Here is a 23,621-nt window from a genome sequence, read left to right on the forward strand (position 1 = left end):
GGGATTTACAATATGGATTCATCTATTCATTTTTAAAATCAAAACAAAGTCGGTATAATTCAATAATTTCTTCTTCAGTTGGAATTCTTGGATTGTTCGAAGGGCTCCCACTTGCAATAGCATCTTTCGCCATTTTTCCAACAACTTTATCCAATTCTTGTTTTTCAATCCCCCATTCCTTCATGTTGGGGATGTTCAAATTCAAACAAAGTTTCTTTATTTCTTGTACAACAATATTTGCCATTTCTTCGTTAGAATAACGGCTTAACTCTGGCTTAATAAACCGTCCAATATCAGCTAACCTATTAATGCAAGCTGGTTTACTATATTCCAAAATGGCTGGTAGCAACATGGCATTTGAAACTCCATGCGGGACATGAAATATGGCTCCGATTGGTCTAGACATTCCATGAACTAAACAAACAGATGCATTTGAAAATGCGATACCAGCCTTTAAGGCGCCTAATGACATTTTTTCTCTTGCGCCTATATTATTCCCATTCTTATATGCTTCTTCAATATTGTCGTAAATCAATTTTATTGCAGATAAGGCAAGGGTGGCTATAAATGGATGTGAACGTCTTGAAATGTATGCTTCTATGGCGTGAGTTAGGGCATCTACCCCAGTTGCTGAAGTGATATGTGTAGGAGAAGATAGTGTGAGTTTAGGGTCAACAATCGCGACTTCTGGTAAAAACGCCGGTTGTTTAATCATCATTTTTACATCATTACTTGTATTTATTATGACTGTAACATCTGTTGCTTCTGATCCAGTACCTGCAGTGGTTGGAATGGCAATTAGAGGAATAGCCTTATTATCAGCCATTTTTTTATTCCCCATAAAATCACTGATATCTCCACCATTCGTAGCCAATACAGCAACAGCTTTTCCAGTGTCAATACAGCTACCCCCACCTAATGCAATAATGACATCACAGTATTTTGTATACATATTTCGAGGGCTTCATATACAAATAGATCAGTGGGTTCGGAATCAATTCCTAAATAGGTTGAACAAAGAATCCCTTCTTCATTTAACATCTTTTTGCAGTCATCAACATAACCCAGTTTCTCCATAACCTTGTCACTGATGATAAGAGCGCTGGTTCCTAGTTTTCTAGTTTCAGCCCCTAATTGTTTAAAGGAACCATTGCCATAAAAAATAGCTTTAGGCATATAGACACTTGATATTGAATTCATACCTTCCCCCTAGTTTTGGTTGCTAAGAATAATTGGACGAGTTGCAACGTCCTTTTTTCTTTCGATTTGATTTAACCAATATTTCACCTATTAATCATTTTATTCAACAATTATGATTAAAGACTACTAGGTTGGGTTCTGTCATCACCTTGATTGCGTGTTTTACACCTTAATCTACCATCAACCTGTCTGGGAAGGCTTGTATTGAATTAAAATTTAAACCAATTGATTACGGTCATAAGAATGTACTACTTCTGCTATTTTTTCACAAGCGATTGTCACAAGTTTTATCACTTGTTGCCCACATATTAACAAATGGACTCATATCAAGGAAAAATTAATTAGCAACATTAAGGACTTTGAGAGAAAAAAGTCTAAAACCTCTAGAGTGTAACCGAGGAATTAGACTAGCAATTTTCGAAAGGAGCGCCAGTTTTTTGTTAAAAACCCTAACCACAAAAATTACACAAATTTCACAATTATCACAAACGAAAAATATTAAAGTTAATTATAATTACATGGATTATTCATTCTTATTTCTATTATTAGGAGATGGTTGAGATGTTCGCTGGACATTTTGGAGTTGCTGCTGCAGTAAAAAGTAAAACCCCAGAACTGCCACTTTGGTCGCTATTAGTCAGCACTCAGTTACTTGATATTGCCTTTATTCCATTTAATTTAGGCGGGATAGAGTCAATGGAACCAATCGGCGAGGGTGGCTATGCAAAGATGATGATTTTTGCATTTTATACGCATTCTTTCATAGGAGCCATGTTGCTATCCATTCTAGCAGAGTTTCTTGCGGGTCGTTATTGGGGTAAAAGATCAGGGGTGATAATTGGAGTTGTAGCTTTTAGCCACTGGGTTTTGGATTTAATCGTTCATCGTCCCGATCTACCCATTCTCCCGGGAAACGCAGGCGACCTCCCTCTTCTTGGTTTAGGTTTATGGAATTCTTTTTTTGTAAGCTTCCTATTCGAACTTCTCTTGATTACAGCTGGGGCTATTCTTTATTTCAGACACTTACTCCAAGCTTCCGATCCTGCACACAAGGGAAAAGCCATTTTAGCTGGTTGTATAATGACCGTTTTTCTCCTTCTTTCATTAGGCATTGATGTTTTCTCATAATCCACAGGGACGGTTCTAGTGGTTCATAGGGAACAGAAGAACCGTCCCTCTGATCCCTAAAGATAAGAGTGCGGTATTGCGGTATAAAGTTGAAATTACGTAAATCAATATTAGAAGTAATTGAAGCATGAGGGATTTCAGTAAAAGATGAATTGGCATAATAAAGTCTCCTCTCACAGTAATGAGGAATAATACTCCGTGAATAATTAATAACCACCAAACGTTGAAGGTGCACCAAATTGGCACACCTTCAAAGGTTAGTATTCTCACTATTTATTATTCCATACCGATTGCCGTTTTCACTTGACCCGCTAAAGTGATAACTTGGGTACCGTAAATAATCTGTAGGGAGTTTCCATTCCGCACAACCCCTTGTGCCCCAAGTTCATTCACCCACTTTTCGTCGGTATCTACTAGCTTAGCATCTTTTACTTCAACTCGTAGTCGCGTTGCACAATTTGTGATATTGTCAATATTTTCGATACCACCAAGTGCGTTAACGATTCCTGAGATTTGATCATCTTTCTCTAGATCTTTTAATTCTTTATAGTCCTTTTTCGTAAACAGTTTAATCATGCTTTCTTTATCTTCACGACCAGGTGTTTTTATATTAAATTTCAAAATTGCCCAACGGAAGCTAAAATAGTACGCAGCAAAATAAGCTGGTATTAGGAATAGCAAGGATAATGCGTTCACCTTTTCAGTTTGTAACAGGTTAGGGAACATATCGCGAACTGCCGTACCTATAATTGAAACGTTTAGGGCTTCTGTAATCACATAAGATAGTCCAGATAAAGGAACATGAATCAAGAAATAAAGCAATGGTTGCACAAATAAGAAAGTATACTCAATCGGTTCAGTAACACCAATTAATACGGCTGTCGCTACAGCAGGGATTAATAAACTTGCTACCTTCTTACGATTTTCCTTCTTTGCAGTCATATACATAGCCAAAGCTGCACCTGGAAGTCCACCGAAATGGAATAGAATTCTACCTGTCGTAAAGTTACGGACAATATATTCAGATTCATTTGGCGATCCCATTTGTGCAAGCATAATGTTACGTACTCCTTCATATACCGTTCCATCTATCATCATTGTTCCCCCAACCTTTGTATATTCGATTGGAAACGCAATGAGATGGTGGATTCCGAGTGGAAGGAGTGCCCTATCTGCTGCACCAAAAACAAATGTACCAATTAATCCGCTTGTAGTAATAAAATTACTTAAGCTGGAAAGCCCCATTCCGACTATTGGCCATACATAATACATGATAATCCCAACTGGCAAGACTACAATAAATGCCATAATCTGAACGTATCTTGGGCCTGCGAAGAATGATAATGCATTTGGCAATTGTTTTTCACAATATCTATTATGGATAAGACTCGCAACAATACCTGCAATTATTCCTGAAAATATTCCCATATTATAGCTGAAGATACCTAAAACATGACCAAATAATGAATTGTAGTTTTTAGCATCCTGCTCTGAATAACCTGATTGTATTAAAGCATCAATTGTAGTTGTTTCTGGTGTTAGATTATTGATTGTTAACATCGTATTAATAATTGTATTAATTCCGAGGAAAAGGACAACGCCTGCCATTGCAGCCCATCCTTTTTCCTTTTTCGCTAATCCGTAGGCTATTCCTACCGCAAAGAATACAGGTAAGAATCTCATTACCATGAACCCTAAGCTATTAATGATTGTAAAGAAATCATGTAGGAAATTCCCTTCTTTTATTAACCAACCTAGATGAAGCGCATTTACGTTTTCTATATTTGCAAAAGCAGCACCGACCCCGATAAATATCCCCGCAACAACTAGAAGTATAATCGGAATCATCATTGAACCAGCGAATACTTGTATTCTTTCCTTCATCTTAATCTCTCCCCGTTTTATAAAATAGAGTGGAAATGTCATGATGAGTTAACTTGTTGCTAATAGTCGGATTGCCTCGCAATAAATAATGATTGCTTTATACAATGTTTCAATCTTGATTTTTTCATTAGGTTTATGCGTGTTTGGATTATCCCCTTCGAAGGTTGGACCGAAGGCAACACAATTGGTTAGTGCTCTTGAGTACGAGATCCCCCCTTTAGTCATTACTTCAGCTTTCTTTCCCGTAACATTCCGGTAAGCTTCACTTAGATTTCTTATTAAGGTCGAGTTAGGGTCCACATACAAAGGAGCTATTTTTTTATGAATGATTACAGATAAACCGTGAATACTCCCAATTTCCTTAAACTGTTCACTCAAATCTATTTTTGAATTCAGTTTCGGATATCTGTAGTCAAATCCGAGCTCATATTCATTGCCATCAAACGTAATAAAAGTGATTCCAAAGGTTGAATGACCCATTTCTTCCGTTTCATAAAAGAGACCTAGTTTTTTGCCATAAACATCATCCAATAACTTGTATTCTATAAATCTTTGAAAATCGCTACTGTTTGTAATCTCATTACCCAAGGAAAGTAAATCTTCTGCAAACGCAAAGAAAACATTCTCTCCTTTATAGGGATTCCTTGACAACTGTTTTTCACCAATGTAGTAAGCGGTTACATTTTTGTCATTTATCTCTATTTTTGATGCTCCTGTTAGAGAAGATGCTAATTTTTCGGGATTACTACTTCTAAAAACGACTCGTATTCTCTCACAAATGAAACCCCATTGTTTTTCCGAATCAATGAATACTAACTCATGAGTCCCTGTTTCGGTCGAAGATTTGTCACTATCTAAAAAAAACGATCCCTGTACAACTCCTTTTTCCCCATTCACGATTGGGAAGTCTCCATCAGGTGAAAAAGCCATTGTAGGTTGTGGGTTGTGTTTAAAATAGTGATTCATACACTCCCAGCTCGTTTCTTCAGCACCTCCTAAGATAAGGCGAATCTTTCGGTTAAAAGAGATACCTAAGTCTCTTAAAATTTTCATCGCATAGTAAGCAGCAAGTGCTGGTGCTTTATCATCATTAACTCCTCTTCCGTACAATTCTCCATTAAATTCGGTTAGAATGAATGGGTCAAAGATCCAGTCTTCCCGATTTCCTTCAGGCACAACGTCTAAATGTGCCAATACTCCAACAATCTCTTCACCACTACCTTGTTCAATATGCATTGCGTAGCCATCAAAATCTGAGACCCGGAAAGAATCTCTTCTTGCAATTTCCTGCATTTTATCAAATACATCACGTATGCCTTTTCCGAATGGTGAATTTGTACTTGCTGTCTTTTCATCTAAAACGGATCGAATTGCAACTAAATCAGCCAAATCCTTAAACAATTCTTCTTCATACTGCTGTAGTTTTTCATAATAAGAGTAGACAATACTGTTTGCAGACATCACCTCCATATTCATACAAAACAACCCTTCATATCTGTTTCAAACTGTTTTGCACCAGCAAGTGTAGAAGGATGCAGGAAACTTTCCTTAATTAGTTTAAAAGGAGCCGCAATATAATCTGCATCTTGTGCTACGCGCTGAAGCTGATATTTCGTACGAATACTTGCAGCAACGATTTTTACCTCATAGTCTTTCTTTTTTATAATGGTTGAAACATCTCTAACAAATTCCAACCCGTCTACTCCTAATTCTTCATTCCTCGCTACAAAGAGGAATAGGTAGGATACGCCCGCAGTTACTGATAAAAGTGCTTGGTTGACATCAAATACAAGTGTCATTGCGGTCTTGATCCCTTTATTCTTTAATACATTCGCCACCTTTAAACTCTGTGGAGAATAATTTAGTTTGATAATAATATCATCAGAGATTTGTGTGATTTTTTCAGCTTGCTCCAGCATTTCTTCCACGCTATCTCCAAGTACTTCCCCTGTCAATAAACAGCCTCTTTTACTGTTTCTTGTTAAAAACTCATAAAAATTGACATTATCTTTTACATAAAGGGATGGATTTGCGGTGATCCCGCAAATACCCATCTCTAATGACTCGTCAATTTCTACTTGATTCGCTGAATCAATAAGGTACTTCATCGATTTCCCCTCAATTCCATAGAATTGTAAAAGTAGAACCTACAAGCTGCTAACCAGTATTTCTTGAAGCTGTTTCGAATTTGTTAAGGGCAAATTAAAGACAAGTTTCTCTTTCATTTTGGCAAGTTTTTCTTCTTCGATTTCAATCTTTGACAACACATCCGTCAGTTCAATTGCTGAGAGGAAGTTTTTCATGGTTTCATATGCTTTCTCTCCCAATGAAAGGTCACCTGTAGGTACAAAATCCTTTAAAATTGTAAGTAAAGTTTCTACCTTTTCTTGTTTAGCATGACTTACATGCTTCATAAAAGATGGATAAACATACGCCAATGTTTCACCATGAGCTAAGTCAGGATAATACCCATTTATTATTTCCCCTATTGGATGCGGAGCTTCTGCACCTGCATTGGAAAGGCAAATTCCTGATAATGTATCTGCATATGCAAGTTTTTCTCGATACTCAAGGTTACCGAGATCATGTATGACATTCGGTAACACTTGCGTAATCAAGGATATTGACTGCAATGAGAGCGTTTCTGTATATAAAGAGGCACGCGGATTTAAATAACTTTCTAGTGCGTGACTTAAGGCATCAAACCCTGTTACTGCCGTGATATGTTTAGGTACAGATACCATTAACTCGGGATCTACGAAACTCTCTTTTGGAAATAAACAAGAATGAAAAATGGTTAATTTATCATCGTTTTCGATATCGGATATAACAGCTGCTTGTGTTACATGGGAACCTGTTCCTGATGTAGTGGTAACCGCTAAGAGAGGTAGTGCCTTAATTGTTTCATCCTTATCTTGAAACGGATCAGAACATTCGCTGAAACAATAATCCCAGCTAAACTCTTGATTATATCCCCTTAGGGCAACCGCTTTTGCTGTGTCCATGGAAGAACCGCCACCATACGCAAGAATGAAATCTACCTTTTCTTCAATTGCAAGCTGTTTAGCATCATCTACGATACTAGTAGTCGGATTCGGTTTGACTTGATCAAAGACGATATATTGGACACCATTTTCAACTAAACTCTCAGTAATCTCAGTAAAGTACTTCTCCCGATCTGAGTTACGAATCGGCGTTCGAATGATAAGGCCCTTTGTTCCATAGCATTTTGCACGCTTTCCTATGACCTTTCGTGAACCACGACCGAAATGAATTCGTACAGGTGAATAAAATGAAAACTTCATACCGTCTCCCCCAATCATTATTCGCCGAAATACTCAATACTTGCCTTATCAATCGCCTCTCTACAAGCTTTTACTCCAGCAGTTATCCCCTCTGGATATTTAAAAATTCCAGATGATAGAATAATAACGTCAGGTTCCGCACCAACCATTTCTGCTAAATTATCGGCTCTTAAACCGCCATCAACTGCAAGCTCACATTTCGGATTTTTTTCATTGATTAGTTTTCTCGCTCTTTTTACTAAATCAAGTGAGGATCTTCTCCACCCCCAATTATCCTTGCCATCTGTTTCGTCTACACCATGAACGACGATATGTAGACGATCAATATCATAAATTGCCTCTTCAACAAATGACAGTGGCGTGTAACATCCTATCGTTAATCCAACTTTCATTCCGAATTCTCTGCAATAGTTGATTATATACGCTAAAGGAGCACCAAGGAATTGCTCTGCAGGGATGATGAGCATATTTGCCCCAGCTGCAGCAATTTTTTCAATAAACAAGCGATCACATTCACGCGTATAGATGTGACATTCGATAGGTTTATCCGTTACTGGACGAATACCTTCAATAATTTGGTGCCCTCCCATTAGCTGCATGTTTCTCAAATCGTACATATCAGCTGCATCTGAATGAATATAATCAGCTCCGGCATCTGATGCTTCTTTTACAATTGCTGCAATATGCCCGTAGTTTACGTGAGCGAGTCCTGCTGCGATTTTAATATATTTTTTCATTTAAGATTCCTCCTAAGTATAACTAGTTGTGTCTTTTCTCAATCTATTACTTTTTTACAATAGCTCGAAACCTGCTGTGAAGTGTCTTAATGATGTTATCGGAGCCTCATATACAAGTTTCATTCCTTTATATTGGTCACGATTTTTATAAATTTCACCAAGTGCATTTGCAATTACATCCATATGACTGTTTGTATATACTCTTCGTGATAATGCAATCCTCATAGTTTCAATATCTGGCCAGATTGGCTCACCAGTTACTGGATCCTTGGAACCAAACGCACACGCTCCAATCTCAACTGCTCTAACCCCAGCTTCTTCGTATAGTGCAACTACTAATCTTTGTGAAGGAAATTCTGATTGAGGTATATGTGGGAAAAATCTTCTTCCATCTACATATACTCCATGACCACCTGTAGGTTCGACAATTGGAACACCGTTTTCTAGTAATCTATCACCTAAATATTTTGCCTGGTTTATTCGATATTCTAAGTACTGTTCGTCACAGCCTTCTTGAAGCCCCACAGCAAGAGCTTCCAAATCTCGGCCGGCTAATCCACCATATGTTATAAATCCTTCATGTACGATGGCAAGTTGTTGAGCCTGTTCAAAAACTTCTTTATTTCGTGTTACAAAAAGTCCGCCAATGTTAACCATTCCGTCCTTTTTAGAACTCATCGTCGCAGTCTCACAATAGGAGAACATTTCCCTTGTAATCTCTTTAATAGACTTATTACGATATCCTTCTTCCCTTTGTTGAATGAAGTAAGCATTTTCAGCTAAACGAGCACTATCGAGGACAACAGGGATATTATATTCTTTTGCCAATTGACTTACTTCCCTGATATTTTGCATGGAAACGGGTTGCCCACCGTTGTTATTACAAGTAACCGTTATAATAACGACAGAAATCTGATCAGAGCCTTTTTCTTCGATTAATCGTTTCATTTTTTGAACATCTATATTTCCTTTAAACGGATGAGCAGGGCTTGCCGTATCCTTCCCATCATCAATAACATAATCAACTGCCAAGGCACCTAACACTTCAGCATTTCCTCTAAATGTATCAAAGTGCATATTTCCAATCGCATATCTTCCTTCTCTAGCATACAGTTTAGCCATTATATAATCCGCTGCTCTTCCCTGGTGTGTCGGTTGAACATACGGCATACCAAATATATCTTCTACAGATTCTTGTAATTTATAAAAGCTTTTTGATCCCGCATATGATTCATCACCAAGCATAAGTGCGGACCATTGTTCACTACTCATTGCTGAGGTACCACTGTCTGTTAAACAATCAATATATACATTTTCTGCTTTAATCTTAAAAACATTAAAACCAGCTTCTTTTAACCATTGCTGTCTTTCTTGTTTTGTCGTTTTTTTCACTCTTTCTACCATTTTAATTCTAAAAGGTTCTGCAGTCATAAACTTCATCTGGGATTCATCCTTTCTACGAATGGTAATATTTTTTCATCCTGTAAATATTTTAACACGTTGAGAAAACGTTTACAAGAGTCAAAAAAATTAAAATTTAGTAAAAAAAATCTCTTTTCTGTAAATGAACAGAAAAGAGATTCTAAAAATTATATTTAAAGCTTATTTATATATCGATAAATCGAAGTTTCAGATGTTTGCAAAACCTTTGCTAATTCTGCTACTGATCCTTTAAGTAAAAAAGTCCCCTTCTCATCTAGTGTACGAATTAAATCCATTTTTTCATCATGGGATAAGCGATCAGGTGGTACATTATATTTTTTCAATGCGTCTTGAATCGTATTATTCATTAAGTCTTCGAATGATAAATTAAAGCTTTCATAAAAGTTTTCACCTTTAAAGGTAAACTGCTCGGAACCACTAATTAATCGATTTAATGTAGATCGAAGTTCAATTAATTCATCCACCTTATAATTAATGGTCAAAATTCCAATTAACTCATCCTCAGAATTTTTAATAAAATATGAGGCAGACCTTAATTTATTTCGATCAGAAGAAAAGGCCCGATAATTCACAATAAATTCTTCTTGCTTAAATAATTCTTGTGAAATAAACCTTTTTTCCATTTCAGGAATTGGGCTTCCTTCCGTTATTTGTGAATTGAATGGATTATAAACAAATTCAATCATTTCTTTTTTGGTATCATACAGGATCAATTCTGCATCCGTACCAAGAAATTGACCGAAAAACTTAATTAAAGGTATGTAGCTGCGTAAATCCTCCATAGTTATCTCCTTTCTTTGTTCTCTATGTATTATCCCGTTTCCTAAAAAAAGCTTGTTGTAATTTTATATTACCTATAAATGGCATTAACTAGCAATATAAAGATTAAAGTAGATTTCGAGGAACTGAAAAATTTCCATATTCCCATCAAAAAGTCTTGCTTATACAATCACTTCACAGGAAGCTTGTCATAATCCTACTGAACCTAAAATAAAATGTACCAAACGAATAGAATTGTGGATGAATAAAAGTTCATGTTAGGAGGAGTACAATGTCAGATAATAGTTTTTCAGCACCTTGGCATCAGGAAGGAACTAGTATATCAAGGGCTGATGGAGATTCACTGGATCGCTTACTTGATTTTAACGAAAAGCATAATAGAAAAAAATCCATGCATAGATTCTTCTTGTATACGTTAATTGGATATGCCTTCTACACAATTATTAAGTATTTCATATACACCCCATTTGCGTTTGGAAATACTGCATTTTTCGATATGATGTTTTCTAATAAAAATATAGCTAGGGACGTATTTTTCGGGGCAGTGTTATACTTCACTTCAAAATTCACCTTTGATCTAAAAGAAAAAGCGAAAGATGAATATCATTCCCTACGAAATGAAATTGTTGATTTATCTAATAAAGAATGGGTGAAAAAATATGATGATAAAACAAATCAACAAATCTATGAATATGTGAAAAAACATGATATAAAAATAAATCATAAAACAAAATAGAGTACAAGAAAGGCTGCCTTCCCCACGCTTTAGCACATTGGGTAGGCAGCCTTTTGTGGATAATACCCACGCCTCCATATATCCTCTTCCATTTTGGAAGTATTTTCCTCACGGGAGAATTGTCCCGGTTGTATCGTTATTTATTGGAAATATGAGTTTCGACCTAAATGTTTCTAAGGACAAGTTCTCTTATCAGAATTTTCCAAATGATATAAAATTTTATCGTATACTATTAATCTAGTAAGAGGAGGCATTTCATGAAAAAACTAGTGATATCGTTTGGACTTACCACAACTCTCGCATTTGGGGCAATTGCAACACCTGCAGTATTCGCGAAACCAATCGAAGTGACACAATCTCAGAAGGAGAAGTTCTTTGATCACAAGGTGATTAATCAACTTAATGTAGACAATATTTATAACAACATTGCTCACCTTTCTGAAACACCACGTGTCGCAGGGACGGAAGCAGAACACAACGCTGTTCAATACATAAAAGAACAATTCGAATCCTACGGATATGAAACTGAAATTCAACCGTTTACCTTCTATGGCTATACACCTCCAAGCTCAATCGAACTTTCGGTAAATGGCTATGATGGTTCCCTCCACCCAAGTTCCTTCACATACACAGTCAACGGGGATGTATCAGGAGAACTTGTCTATGCAGGATTAGGGACAGTTGCAGAACTTCAAAACACTGACCTTACTGGAAAAATTGCTCTTATTAAGCGTGGCGAAATCTCGTTTGCAGAGAAAGTGTTAAATGCTGCAGAAAAAGGAGCTTTAGGAGTCATTATTTTCAACAATACTTCAGGGGCTTTAAATGGGACTCTTGGAGAAGCGAATGATAAGTATGTGCCTGCTGTTGCTTTAACGAAAGCAGAAGGTGATGCACTTTATGATGCACTAGTAAGTGGAGAGGTTCTTCCTACCTCCCTTCAGGTTGAAGGTGCAAGAACTGGTGAAAGTATTTCCCATAATGTCATTGCAACAAAGAAGCCAACTAATAAGAAGAAAGATACAAATGATGTAATTGTCGTTGGTGCGCACCATGATTCCGTGGCAGGTGCACCTGGAGCAAATGACGATGCATCGGGCACAGCTATGACACTTGAGTTAGCCCGTGTATTTAAAGACATTCCTACAGATACAGAAATTCGTTTCATCACGTTTGGTGCTGAGGAGCTTGGGCTAATTGGTTCTGCACATTATGTGGCAAACTTACCAGAAGACGACCTCAACCGTATTATTGCAAACTTTAATTTAGATATGGTAGGAAGTCGGGATGCAGGTAATTTAACAATGGCTACACTTGATGGTCAACCAAATCTAGTAACTGAACTTGCCCAAGCATCAAGTACAAGACTGAATGGGGAGCCTACTCCGTTTTATGCTGGTGGTAGAAGTGACCATGTTCCATTTGCAGAAGCTGGAATCCCAGCTGCCTTATTCATTCATAGTCCATCAGAGCCTTGGTATCATACCCCAGAAGACTCATTAGACAAAATTAGCAAAGAAAAACTCCAAGATGTTGCTGAAATCGTAGGTTCTGCCATCTATGATCAAGCTCGTTTTGACAATATGGGACCAAAACCTAAAAAAGGACATAAAGTTAAAGCAGACCCTGAGTTATATCATGAGCAACCATTAAAATAAGATTACTCAATAAACAACGAGCAGGGTCATTTGGCCCTGCTTGTTAGGTAACGATTAACCTCCCCCCCTCATACCTCTAAAAAGGAGGGAAAAATGTTAAACAAAGTGTCAGAGCCGTTATCTCGTGTGATTCAGCGGTATTTGCCTGATGCGTTTGCTATTTCTGTGTTGATGACGTTGTTTGTGTTGGTCTTGTCCCTTTTTTTTACGACCCCTGCTAATTAGTGAATGATATTTCATCATCTCTGTTTACGCCATTATCTATTAAATTGAAGCCTCTTCCCCTACAATTGCATGAAGGAAGTCCCAAATTCAATTAATTCGTCCACCTTATATTTTATGGTCGTATTAAGGTCTCTTATCTCAAAAAGGTGCCTGCCCGACACTGGATTCAAGTAACTCCGTACAGGGGACAGTTCTTGTGGTTTCTAGGAGCAAAAGAACCGTCCCTTTGGTTATTTTTCTGCATCTTTAGCTTGCTGTAAGTACTTTTTATCTTTCATAAATATAGTCCAGAAGTAGATGAATCCTGGAAAGAGAATGGCGAATCCAATAATATATGTTGTAAAAACAGCTCGGAAAGAATTTGGATCGGTAAAAGCTGATTCGATCGTAATATCTGGATAGATGATATATGGCAAGTGTGCTTTACCGTAAACGTAACTAGCAACCAAATATTGAATGGTTATGGCTATTACAGATATTCTTGGCATTCCTCTTACTCCTTTTTCGAAAAAAGATGGAAGAAATAACCCTAATCCTCCAATTAAAAATAATCCTACTGATAAAAGTAGTAAAGGTAGGTCCTCGATCATCCGAGTATATACCCAGGGTGCCTCATCTTTTAACGTGAACATAATGAAGAAAGCCATTACTAGCGATAAAGGTCCTAATATTTGTCCACCTCTTAAGTACACCTTATATGCTTTCATTTCCTTTGATACCTTCGAATAGTCAGCTAATAATAATGAAGATAAGAACAATGTACTGGTAATCGCAAACCCTATAAAAGCATACTCATTAGGGCTTGTAAAAAGGGTTTTTAGGTTTAAAATAGCCGTTCCATTCTCATATTCAATGTAATGCCCATGAGTGATAGGTAGGACGCTAATTAATATTCCGGGTATTATAATACCAGTAATCCCCGATATATAAGTTAATGGTTTCCGGTACTCCGTAGCAATATTCGAAAAAACCAAAAAAGCACTTCTTAATGCTAATAAGAGTAAAATCAGACTTCCTGGTAGTAAAAGAATTGTCCCTAATGTATAAGTTGCGTTTGGGAAAAGGCTATATATAGCTACTACTAATGCAACGATAAATGTGTTTGTTACTTCCCAAGTTGGGGATAGATAACGGTTTGCAATGTTAGTAGCACTTACATTGTCTCGATTTAAATAAATCATCGACCAAAAACCTGCTCCAAAATCCATTGTTGCCATGACAGCATAGATAAACACAAATCCCCACAGAACAGTAATCGCAATAAGAGCATCAGCCATGTTGACTTCCTCCTAAGAATTTGAACCGAATAAAGGAATACCTTTTTTTTCAGCTCTATTGAAATCATCAAACACTGTATTCTTTTTAAAATAATACAAAAGTACGGAAACAACCGATATCCCTAAAATAAGGTAAACACTAAAGAATAATAAGGATAGAATTCCTAAGTTTGGAGCCGTAGTTGCAGCATCGGCCGTTTTTAATACGTGATAAATAACCCACGGTTGACGGCCAGTACAAGCGAAAATCCATCCGCTCTCTATTGCAACAATTGCTAGTGGACCGGAAAGAACCATGAACCAAAGATAGATTTTTGGAAATTGTTTTTTCTTTAATGTTTTTTTCCAAATCAGTCCGAATAAAGAAATAAGAATAAGTAGAGAACCAATTCCAACCATTACATTAAAAAGAGTGTGTATAAATAATGGCGGCCATAGCTCTTCAGGAAAATCATTTAATCCGACAACGACTGTATCAAAGCTATTCCCAGCTAGAAAGCTTAAAGCCCAAGGTATTTCTATGGCCCATTTCACTTCTTCTGTTTCCCTATCTGTAAAACCCCCAATTGCTAAAGGAGCACGTGATTGAGTTTCAAACAGACCTTCAGCAGCAGCAAGTTTTTCAGGTTGATATCTATGTAAATATTGAGCTGATTCATGCCCATTTATAGCCGTTAGAAAAGAAAAAATACCGCCAATGACAAGACTGATCATTAATGCTTTTTGATGGAATAAATAAAGTCTTGATCCATATTTATTTCTTAACATTTTGTATGCAGAGACAGAACCAACTACAAATGCACCGACGACATAGGCTGATAATGCAACATGTAAGGCAGTGACAAAAAAGCTTGGATTAAAAAAGGCAGCCCATGGATCAATATCTACAAATTGTCCGTTTTCATAGCGAAAGCCTGCTGGGGTTCCTTGAAAAGCATGAACATTTGTAATTAATACTGCAGATGCAAGTGCACCTAAAGCCACTAAGGTTAAACTGACAATCCTCATCCATGGGGCTATTCTTTCTGCAGCATACACATATATTGACATAAAAAGAGCTTCAACAAAGAAAGCGTAAATTTCAATTTGAAAAGGAAGTGGCATAACACGTCCAACAACCTCCATGAAACCCGGCCATAGTAAGGACAGCTGTACACCTGCTATGGTGCCTGTCGGAATACCAACTCCAAGTAGAACCGCAAAAGCTTTAGTCCAACGCTTTGCCATCACAACATATTCATAGTTCTTCGTTTTCTGGTATATTAGCTCTGCAATAAGAATCATGAATGGTAACCCAACTCCAATTGTTGCAAATATGATATGAAATGCCATTGTCGTACCGAATAAGGAACGTGCTATAAATAAGTCATCCATATGTCTTTACATCCCTTCCTAATTTTCCCACCTAATGTATTTTCTTCTTGAATGAGAAAAAGTATGTAAGGAATAATCGTAAATTCCATCATTAATAAGCAATTCGAGACATTTAACGGACAACGTGTTTTCTCGATTTTAATCAGACATATAAAAATCCTTACCATCATACTTTTGTAGTAAAAGGAGGGGAAAACATGTTAAACAGGGTGTCAGAACGCTTTTCACGTGTGATTCAGCGGTATTTGCCTGATGCATTTGTTATTGCTGTGTTGATGACGTTGTTTGTATTTGTCTTGGCCTTTTTTACGGCGCCTGCCGATCCGTTGAATTTGTTTCAGTCGTATGGGGATGGATTTTGGACTTATTTAGCTTTTACGATGCAGATGGTGCTCTTGCTTATGACAGGGATGGTTCTTGCTTCGGTTCCGTTTGTCCGAAAAGGCTTAGAGGCAATTTCAGCTAAAGCCAATACGGCAACAAAGGCCTATTTATTTACATTTTTGATTTCTGCTGCCGCGTATTACATTAACTGGGGACTTGCGGTGGTTGTTGGTGCTATCGTCGCTCGTGAGGTCGGAAAAAGGAATAAAAATGCCCACTTCCCCCTGTTGGTCGCATGTGCATACGCACCTACCGTACTTTATACTGCAGGACTTTCCAGTTCCATCCTTCTAACAATCGCTACAGAAAATCACTTTCTAGCTGATGTAATGGGTGTTATCCCAACCTCTGAAACGATCTTCCACCCAGGTACGATTATCATTTTCTTTGCACTACTTATTACCATTCCTATTTTTATCCTACTCATGGCTCCGAAAAAGAATATCATCCCGTATACGGCAAAACCAGAACAGCCACAGCTAGAGATGGTATCCAATGATGAAAAGAATTCGCCTGCCATACGGTTAGAAAACACACCTGTTTTGGGAATATTAATTGGTTTAGTTGGAATCATTTATGTATTGCTTCAGTTCTCAAAAAGTGTGGATTTAAACTTGAACCTTATTAATATTCTATTCTTATCACTAGGATTGATTTTCCATCGTTCACTTGGGCAATACGGGAAGGCTTTTAAAGAAGCAGCTGGATCTATCTCCCCTATTATTCTACAATTTCCATTCTATGCGGGAATTATTGCACTACTAGGTAGCTCTGGGCTTGCAGATGCGATTATTACCGGTATGACTTCGATTTCGAGCGCCGATTCATTCGGTGTGTTCACTTACTGGACCGCCGGACTCGTCAACATCCTTGCACCATCTGGCGGTGGCCAATGGGCACTTCAGGGACCACTTCAAGTTCCTGCCGGGATTGAGCTTGGTGCTGACCCAGCGGTTGTTGCCATGGCTGTCGGCTGGGGAGATGCATGGACGAATCTCATTCAACCGTTCTGGGCGTTACCGATTTTAAGTATTGTAGGACTCCATATCCGTCATATCATGGGATATTGTATTCTACTAAGTGTGTGGATTGGGATTGTGACATCGATTTTGATTTATTTTGTGTATTAATCTGTAACGAGAGGCTACGGCTGATCATCGTAGCTTCTCTTTGGGTATTTTTCCGAAAAAAGTCCAAAGTGTTCCACATAGAGTAACAACTAGCTTTCCATATTTTATTCAGTTGTTATACTTTTTTGTAAGCGCTACCAAACTTTTAAGAGGAAGGGGTTTTTACATGCAGCAATTTAAAGAAGTGACAAATCATTTGATCAATGCAGAAACAAGTAAAAGCTATATTAATGGCGAGTGGGTAAATGGAAATAGTGACGTGACCTATGATATCCTTAATCCTTTCGATCGTTCCGTTATTACAAGTGTCAAGTTGGCGACGAAAGACCAGGTAGAAGAGGCATTTGAAATAGCCAGCAACGCTCAAAAAGAATGGGCTAAATCTACTGTTAACCAACGAAGAGAGGTGCTTCAAAAGGTTGCAGATTTTCTTAAAAATAATCGTGAAGAAATCGTAGAAATCCTTAATCTCGAAACAGGTGGAAGTATTTTAAAAAGCAATATTGAACATCATCTTGCGTTGGAAATACTAGAGGAATCGATTAAGTATGCGGATGAAATCTATCAGGTAAAAGAAATTCCAGGTTCAGCAGAAAAGATGAACCATATCTATAGGTTACCATTAGGAGTTATTTCATCTATTTCCCCTTTTAATTTTCCTTTGAATCTATCATTAAGGTCGATTGTACCTGCTATTGCACTTGGAAACAGTGTCGTACACAAACCGGATATTCAGGTTGGTCTTTCAGGTGGTTCCATCATTGCCAAGGCATTTGAATATGCTGGTCTTCCGAAGGGTGTATTAAATGTGGTGTTGACGGATATTAATGAAATCGGCGATGCCATGCTAACAAACAAGCACGCAAAGCTTATTAGTTTTACTGGGTCGTCTGCAGTAGGTCGTCATATAGGTGGAATTGCGGGACAGCACTTAAAGCGAGTTGCCCTTGAACTGGGTGGAAACAGCCCTTTTGTGGTACTTTCTGATGCAGATGTTGACCAAGCAGTTCATGCTGCCATCTTCGGAAAGTTTATACATCAAGGTCAAATTTGTATGATTATCAACCGAATGATTGTCCATAAGGATGTCTATGATGAATTTGTTGAAAAGTTTGTAGAAAGAGCTAAGGCTGTTCCTTATGGGGATCAACGTGATCCGAAGACGATTATTGGCCCACTCATTAATGAACGTCAGCTTGAAAAGGCGGTTGCATTTATTGAAGATGCTAAAAAGGATGGAGCCACATTAGCCTTAGAGGGGCAGCGAATCGGCAATGTCTTAACACCATATGTGTTTGTAGATGTGGATCGTTCTAGCAAACTAGCACAAACTGAATTATTTGCCCCAATAGCCACCATTATTAAGGCCGAAAGCGATGAAGTGGCCATTGAAATCGCAAATGATACCGAATACGGACTTAGCTCAGCAATCTTCACAAGTGACCTTGCACGTGGAGAAGAATTAGCCTTGCAAATTGACAGTGGCATGACACATCTGAATGACCAAACAGTTAACGATGCACCAAACATCCCATTCGGAGGAAATAAAGCAAGTGGTTTAGGTAGATTCGGAAATCCTTGGATGGTCGATGAATTTACCGTCACAAAATGGGTTTCAGTTCAAACAACGGACCGGAAATACCCTTTTTAATGTAAACATACAGGCGCACCCTATATGAAGGATGCGCCTCGTTTTATTCACCTAAATTTTTAATTTGATCAATTGTATTGGTTACGTTCTGTAACGTTTGAAATACTTCACTATTTTCAAAAAGAGCTGGATCAATTTGTCCACTCTCAATATTATCTAAATAAAGAGTAATCCCTTCTTCTGCTTGTTGGTTATAATCAACGATTTGTTGATGAAGGTCTGCAGCCATTTCTGGTGGCTGTAGTTCGTTGAATGCTACCATATCAGCCTGAATTTCAGTTAGCCTTGTCTCCAGATCGTCTCTAGCCTGTTCATCAGTAACCGCCTGCTCTGCCAGCGTTGGTGCCTCATTAATAAAGGTACTCACCTCATTGACATAATCTGTCGCCTCATTCACATACGTTACTGTATTATTAACATCCTCTAGGACGGAACAAGCCCCAAGAAAAAGCAACCCGAGTAGAGAAAACACTATAAAACCTTTCTTCAAATAATCCCCTCCGTTTTGTAAGCATACTCTATATACGATAGAAAACGGGAAAGGTTTCATATTTCGGGATTGAGGATTTTTTTACCAAAACGTAGAGATTGGTTTCACTCAGTACCTTCTTTCTTATTAAACGAAAATAGATTATACTGGAATAACTACCATTTTTATAAAAAGGAGGTCATTCCTATGACCGAGAATAATCAATCCGAAGCACCAAAAAAGAAAATCAGCCTGCAAGAAGCAATGAAGCAGCAGCTTGCAAATAAAAAGAACCAGTCCTCTAGTGGTAAAGGAAAAATGAATGCTGATCTATCAACCAAAAAGATGAAAAGCCAACAAACGAAGAAACCAAGCAATACTCGCAGAAAAATGGGTGTTTAATAAGCAATCTGATGCACGTACTCATACTTAACAACATAAAAAGGAAAAAGAACCCATTTGTATGAATAGGTTCTTTTTTTGTATGCAACTGGATTTGTCCGGTTTTTCAAACTGGTCACAACTCTTGAAGCTCATTAACAGTTACGAACGAATATCCCTCTGCAACTAATACATGAATGACACCTTCAATTTCCGCTAGCACTTTATCAATATCATCGTACATTGGATGAAGCAAAATAATGGATCCAGGTGAAGTTTTTTCCTTTACATACTTTATTTTTTCTCCCGGAGTTGTGAAATAGCTATCAGGCTCAAGATTCCATGTGATGGTATCTATATTTTGTTTATGCAGATAATAAGGTAAACCGACGAGCTTCTTGCCGTTTGGTGGGCGAAAATCAATCTCACCTTCATATCCTGCTTCGCGGATAAGTTGATTGGTCTTATTGATTTCTTCTTTTATGTAGGAAGGTGATTTGAACACCATTCGGTTATGAGAATACGTATGATTCCCAACCTGATGCCCCGCTTCCACAACTCTCTTTGCTTCTTCCGGAAATTTCTCCATATCTTGACCAATTAAAAAGAACGTTGCCTTCACATCATACTTCTCCAATAACGGTAAGATTTCGTTCACATTTTCAGATGGACCATCATCGAATGTGAGGGCAACCACCTTTCGATCTGTTTCAACTTGCTGTGTAAGCCCCCCAAATAACTGGAATGACCTAGAATTCATTAACCTATATGTTCCAAATAACATCAGAAACAAAAACAAAATGACGAGACCACTAACCACAATTTTTCTTTTCATATATAACTTCCTTTTGGACCGCGGGGACGGTTCTTGTGTTTCCCAATGGAACCACAGGAACCGTCCCTCTGGTTTCCTTTTCATTTTTATCAACTTCCATTATATTAAAATTAGATACATATAGAAAACCAGTTTTTGGAATGGGGAGATTTTACTTGTTTAAGAGGTTCATTAAATCATTTTTTGAAAAGGGCAATGTGATTCAACTTGAATTAGAAGATTGGTATAAATGGTATGAAGAACCAGAGAAGTTTCATTATGCAGTTGTTGAATACCTAACAGAGGAAGGAAAAGAAGTAGAGACCCTATCCATTGTGAAACATGTAACGAGCAACAAAGTCTCAGAACTACTGATTGATGGGGTAAAATATGAACTGACCATTTCAATGGAATCTAGAATGGCACCTGCGCAAACAGTGAAATTGTGGAAAATGGATTGAACTGTAGGACCACGGGGACGATTCTTGTGGTGCCCTAGGAACCACAGGAACCGTCCTTTTGGTTTCTAAAATCAAAAAAGAGGTATACCGAAATCGGTACACCTCTTGGTTGTTAAAGGTTATTATTACGCTTTTCTAACGTTAGATGCTTGAGGACCACGTTGTCCTTGTTCTACATCAAATGTTACACTTTGACCTTCGTCTAAAGATTTGAAACCTTCGCCTTGGATTGCTGAGAAGTGTACGAATACGTCGTCTCCACCTTCACGCTCGATGAATCCAAAACCTTTTTCTGCATTAAACCATTTAACTTTACCTTGTTCCATATTAATTTGCCTCCTAGTGTGTCGATCCACACATGTGTTACTATCAGTGTTCAAATACCTTAGACGAAAAACAAAAATACATTCTTAATCTGAAAAAGAACAAAGATAATTCTTCTTAAGAATAACAGATATGATTAGAAATAGCAAATAATAATTTTAAACTTTGGTAACGGTTCTTGTGGCTCCCAATTTTAAGGTGCCACGAAGAACCGTCCCTATGCCCTTGTGCTACCTAGTAAATTCTAAACGTAGTTGATGCGGTGCTGCTCGAATATCCGCTTTTTGATGCGGTTGCATCTAGGCGATATGTTCCCGTTGCAGTTGAATAGTTCGTTCCGATTGACCACGTGGCTACACCTGATGAGTTTGTTGTTGCGGAAGATGTAACAGTTGTTCCATTTGGACGTGTGATTTTGAAGTTAACGGTTGCATTTGCAACTGCTGCCCCATTGGAATCTTTTACCGTACTTGTGACATAAACTGTTTCCCCACGATAATAGTAGCTGTAATTCGTTGACACTGTTGTGACTGTTTCCGTTGAGGATGGTGGTGGTGGGGTTCCACCGCCTCCAGATGCGGCAACAACTGCTGCATGAGCGTCGACTATTCCATACCCGTATTGCGTAAAGCTTCCAGTTGCTTGAGCTGTATCACGTAAAATTTGTCTAGCTTGTGATACTGAAATGTTCGGATTAGCCGCTCGTATTAACCCCGCTACCCCAGCAACATGCGGTGTCGCCATCGATGTTCCTGATAAAGTGGCATATCGACTATTTGGATAGGTGCTATAGATACTTGAGCCAGGTGCCATTAACTCTAGACCAGATCCATAGTTTGAAAAGCTTGAGCGAGTTCCGCTTGAAGTTACAGACCCAACCGCAATTACACTACTATATGCTGCTGGATAGGAAATACTTGATGCACCATCATTACCAGAAGCTGCAACGACAATTGTTCCCTGAGCAGTGGCAGTTTGAACTGCCTCATCCATGCTTTGGTTATACCCGCCGCCACCTAAAGACATATTAATGACATCTGCATCAATATCAGCAGCATATAAAATTCCCTGTGTGATTCCGTATAAGGAACCAGAGCCATCATCACCTAAAACCTTCACAGGGATAAGAGTTGCATTTTGCATCACTCCTGAAACTGAGCCATAGCTGGCAATCGTTCCTGCCACATGGGTGCCATGGCCTTGAACATCCATCGTCGTTCCACCTACAAAACTCCTACCTAAGCTAGTATTAACAAAGTTTGCTAGACTAGGGTGATTATGGTCAATCCCTGTATCCAATACAGCAACCTTAACCGCACTCGAACCATTCGTGATCGTCCAAGCCTGTGGCGCCTTAATCATGTCGTATTGCCATTTTTGATTTTGGTGAACAGCTTGAATTGTCGCTGTTCCTTCTATGGCCATCATCTTATAGTTTTCTGAAATATATCTTACCTTGAAACCAAGATTCATTAGCTCTTTGCGTAATTCATTTTTTGCAAGAGTGCTAGATTTGAAATTGTCCGGAGAGTATTTTACTAAGTAGACCAAGCCCATTTTGTCGACGACTTTTTTGTTAAAGTTTTTACTAAGAAGTGGTTTGACTGAAGTATCTTCTACGTGGAGAGTGTCAATGATTGAGAATCCTTTCGCTTTTAGCACGTCTTCCTGTCCCTTTAAACTATCTGCACTTTGAATCGTAAGATCAGCATTCCCCTTTTGTTTCGGTTCAACCGAAACGATGAGTTCACCTTCAACAAAATCTAGATTTCCTTTCCCTACATTGTCTGGCTGATCGGCAAAGGATACCCCTGCAAACATCGATAACATGAGTAAAAGAACAATCGAAAAACTAACTAATTTCTTCATTCACATACCTCCATTTTTTAGTTTTGGTCAAAGAAAGAGTATGGTATTGTAAATGGCACGCTCCCTTCTATGTATCATATCTACAGTTAAAAAGTAAAAAAGACATCTGTAGCTTTTTTACTTTGACTGCCGTGAATTATGTAATGGGAAAGTTTTATTTTAAGAGATTAGTTGAATTTCGTGGATAGAAAAGTGAAATGGACTCTGCCCTCCATTACACTACAATTTTTCAATCGCAGACGTCAATACCATTTGCAATATTCAGTTATTTGTTACCACAAAGTTATTCTCACTACAAATCTATACAAGCCAAAATATCCAAAAAAGGTAGTATAATAGTCTTTCATAGGGAATCAACGCTGTTATGCGTTAAAAGAGACCACGGGGACGG

General features: G+C 38.0%; 20 protein-coding genes and 1 pseudogene. 7 read left to right on the plus strand and 14 right to left on the minus strand.

Features of this window, described 5'->3' with window-relative positions:
- Positions 1 to 22: 22 nt before the first annotated feature.
- A pseudogene (locus DZB84_RS03620) lies at positions 23 to 1,200 on the minus strand (iron-containing alcohol dehydrogenase).
- Between the two features lie 561 nt (positions 1,201 to 1,761).
- On the opposite strand from DZB84_RS03620, the gene DZB84_RS03625 reads away from it, so the two are divergent.
- On the plus strand, positions 1,762 to 2,328 hold the full coding sequence (locus DZB84_RS03625; protein ID WP_116350905.1) for a permease: 567 nt from the start codon (positions 1,762 to 1,764) through the stop codon (positions 2,326 to 2,328).
- 276 nt (positions 2,329 to 2,604) lie between these two features.
- Here DZB84_RS03625 and DZB84_RS03630 read toward each other — a convergent pair whose 3' ends face one another.
- The 7 genes from DZB84_RS03630 to DZB84_RS03660 all read right to left on the minus strand — a co-directional run bounded on the left by DZB84_RS03630 (position 2,605) and on the right by DZB84_RS03660 (position 10,479).
- Positions 2,605 to 4,212 (minus strand): PTS transporter subunit EIIC, encoded by a 1,608-nt coding sequence (locus DZB84_RS03630; protein WP_116350906.1) that lies wholly within the window; start codon positions 4,210 to 4,212, stop codon positions 2,605 to 2,607.
- Positions 4,213 to 4,260: 48 nt separating this feature from the next.
- Positions 4,261 to 5,688, minus strand: a complete 1,428-nt coding sequence (locus tag DZB84_RS03635; RefSeq protein WP_116350907.1) for a Sapep family Mn(2+)-dependent dipeptidase — start codon at positions 5,686 to 5,688, stop codon at positions 4,261 to 4,263.
- Positions 5,685 to 6,320, minus strand: a complete 636-nt coding sequence (locus DZB84_RS03640) for a transaldolase family protein (protein ID WP_116350908.1) — start codon at positions 6,318 to 6,320, stop codon at positions 5,685 to 5,687. The genes DZB84_RS03635 and DZB84_RS03640 overlap by 4 nt, the downstream gene beginning before the upstream one ends.
- A gap of 39 nt (positions 6,321 to 6,359) precedes the next feature.
- Positions 6,360 to 7,517 carry an iron-containing alcohol dehydrogenase gene (locus DZB84_RS03645; protein ID WP_189655136.1) on the minus strand — a complete coding sequence of 386 codons (1,158 nt, stop codon included), beginning with the start codon at positions 7,515 to 7,517 and terminating at the stop codon, positions 6,360 to 6,362.
- A 17-nt stretch (positions 7,518 to 7,534) separates the two neighbouring features.
- Positions 7,535 to 8,254: a ribulose-phosphate 3-epimerase gene (locus DZB84_RS03650; protein WP_116350910.1), complete on the minus strand. Its 720-nt coding sequence runs from the start codon at positions 8,252 to 8,254 to the stop codon at positions 7,535 to 7,537.
- A gap of 54 nt (positions 8,255 to 8,308) precedes the next feature.
- Positions 8,309 to 9,694 carry a tryptophanase gene (locus tag DZB84_RS03655; RefSeq protein WP_116350911.1) on the minus strand — a complete coding sequence of 462 codons (1,386 nt, stop codon included), beginning with the start codon at positions 9,692 to 9,694 and terminating at the stop codon, positions 8,309 to 8,311.
- Positions 9,695 to 9,849: 155 nt separating this feature from the next.
- Positions 9,850 to 10,479 carry a helix-turn-helix transcriptional regulator gene (locus DZB84_RS03660; protein ID WP_116350912.1) on the minus strand — a complete coding sequence of 210 codons (630 nt, stop codon included), beginning with the start codon at positions 10,477 to 10,479 and terminating at the stop codon, positions 9,850 to 9,852.
- Positions 10,480 to 10,748: 269 nt separating this feature from the next.
- Here DZB84_RS03660 and DZB84_RS03665 point away from each other — a divergent pair, with 269 nt between their 5' ends.
- Entirely contained in the window at positions 10,749 to 11,213 is a 465-nt protein-coding gene (locus DZB84_RS03665) for a DUF2663 family protein (RefSeq protein ID WP_116350913.1), read from the plus strand.
- Positions 11,214 to 11,470: 257 nt separating this feature from the next.
- Complete coding sequence (locus DZB84_RS03670; RefSeq protein WP_116350914.1) at positions 11,471 to 12,871, plus strand: DUF4910 domain-containing protein; 1,401 nt, start codon at positions 11,471 to 11,473, stop codon at positions 12,869 to 12,871.
- Between the two features lie 455 nt (positions 12,872 to 13,326).
- Here the strand turns inward: DZB84_RS03670 and DZB84_RS03675 are convergent, their stop codons facing one another.
- Both DZB84_RS03675 and DZB84_RS03680 read right to left on the minus strand, forming a co-directional pair.
- A complete protein-coding gene (locus DZB84_RS03675) occupies positions 13,327 to 14,373 on the minus strand; it encodes a cytochrome d ubiquinol oxidase subunit II (RefSeq protein ID WP_116350915.1) in 1,047 nt (348 codons plus the stop codon).
- A gap of 12 nt (positions 14,374 to 14,385) precedes the next feature.
- Positions 14,386 to 15,747 carry a cytochrome ubiquinol oxidase subunit I gene (locus DZB84_RS03680; RefSeq protein ID WP_116350916.1) on the minus strand — a complete coding sequence of 454 codons (1,362 nt, stop codon included), beginning with the start codon at positions 15,745 to 15,747 and terminating at the stop codon, positions 14,386 to 14,388.
- 197 nt (positions 15,748 to 15,944) lie between these two features.
- Here DZB84_RS03680 and DZB84_RS03685 point away from each other — a divergent pair, with 197 nt between their 5' ends.
- A complete protein-coding gene (locus tag DZB84_RS03685; RefSeq protein ID WP_116350917.1) occupies positions 15,945 to 17,261 on the plus strand; it encodes a short-chain fatty acid transporter in 1,317 nt (438 codons plus the stop codon).
- Between the two features lie 199 nt (positions 17,262 to 17,460).
- Positions 17,461 to 18,912 carry an aldehyde dehydrogenase family protein gene (locus DZB84_RS03690; protein ID WP_223254389.1) on the plus strand — a complete coding sequence of 484 codons (1,452 nt, stop codon included), beginning with the start codon at positions 17,461 to 17,463 and terminating at the stop codon, positions 18,910 to 18,912.
- Positions 18,913 to 18,955: 43 nt separating this feature from the next.
- Here the strand turns inward: DZB84_RS03690 and DZB84_RS03695 are convergent, their stop codons facing one another.
- A complete protein-coding gene (locus DZB84_RS03695) occupies positions 18,956 to 19,402 on the minus strand; it encodes a DUF6376 family protein (protein ID WP_116350919.1) in 447 nt (148 codons plus the stop codon).
- Between the two features lie 186 nt (positions 19,403 to 19,588).
- Here DZB84_RS03695 and DZB84_RS03700 point away from each other — a divergent pair, with 186 nt between their 5' ends.
- Positions 19,589 to 19,783 (plus strand): hypothetical protein, encoded by a 195-nt coding sequence (locus DZB84_RS03700; protein ID WP_116350920.1) that lies wholly within the window; start codon positions 19,589 to 19,591, stop codon positions 19,781 to 19,783.
- A 115-nt stretch (positions 19,784 to 19,898) separates the two neighbouring features.
- Here the strand turns inward: DZB84_RS03700 and DZB84_RS03705 are convergent, their stop codons facing one another.
- Complete coding sequence (locus DZB84_RS03705) at positions 19,899 to 20,597, minus strand: polysaccharide deacetylase family protein (protein WP_116350921.1); 699 nt, start codon at positions 20,595 to 20,597, stop codon at positions 19,899 to 19,901.
- A gap of 155 nt (positions 20,598 to 20,752) precedes the next feature.
- On the opposite strand from DZB84_RS03705, the gene DZB84_RS03710 reads away from it, so the two are divergent.
- On the plus strand, positions 20,753 to 21,037 hold the full coding sequence (locus tag DZB84_RS03710; protein ID WP_142759825.1) for a hypothetical protein: 285 nt from the start codon (positions 20,753 to 20,755) through the stop codon (positions 21,035 to 21,037).
- A gap of 125 nt (positions 21,038 to 21,162) precedes the next feature.
- Here DZB84_RS03710 and DZB84_RS03715 read toward each other — a convergent pair whose 3' ends face one another.
- Together DZB84_RS03715 and DZB84_RS03720 are read right to left on the minus strand one after the other, a co-directional pair.
- Positions 21,163 to 21,363: a cold-shock protein gene (locus DZB84_RS03715; protein ID WP_077617474.1), complete on the minus strand. Its 201-nt coding sequence runs from the start codon at positions 21,361 to 21,363 to the stop codon at positions 21,163 to 21,165.
- Positions 21,364 to 21,595: 232 nt separating this feature from the next.
- A complete protein-coding gene (locus DZB84_RS03720) occupies positions 21,596 to 23,230 on the minus strand; it encodes a S8 family peptidase (RefSeq protein WP_116350923.1) in 1,635 nt (544 codons plus the stop codon).
- Positions 23,231 to 23,621: the final 391 nt, after the last annotated feature.

This window comes from Bacillus sp. HNG (assembly GCF_003400205.1).
Lineage (GTDB): Bacteria > Bacillota > Bacilli > Bacillales > Bacillaceae_L > Ferdinandcohnia.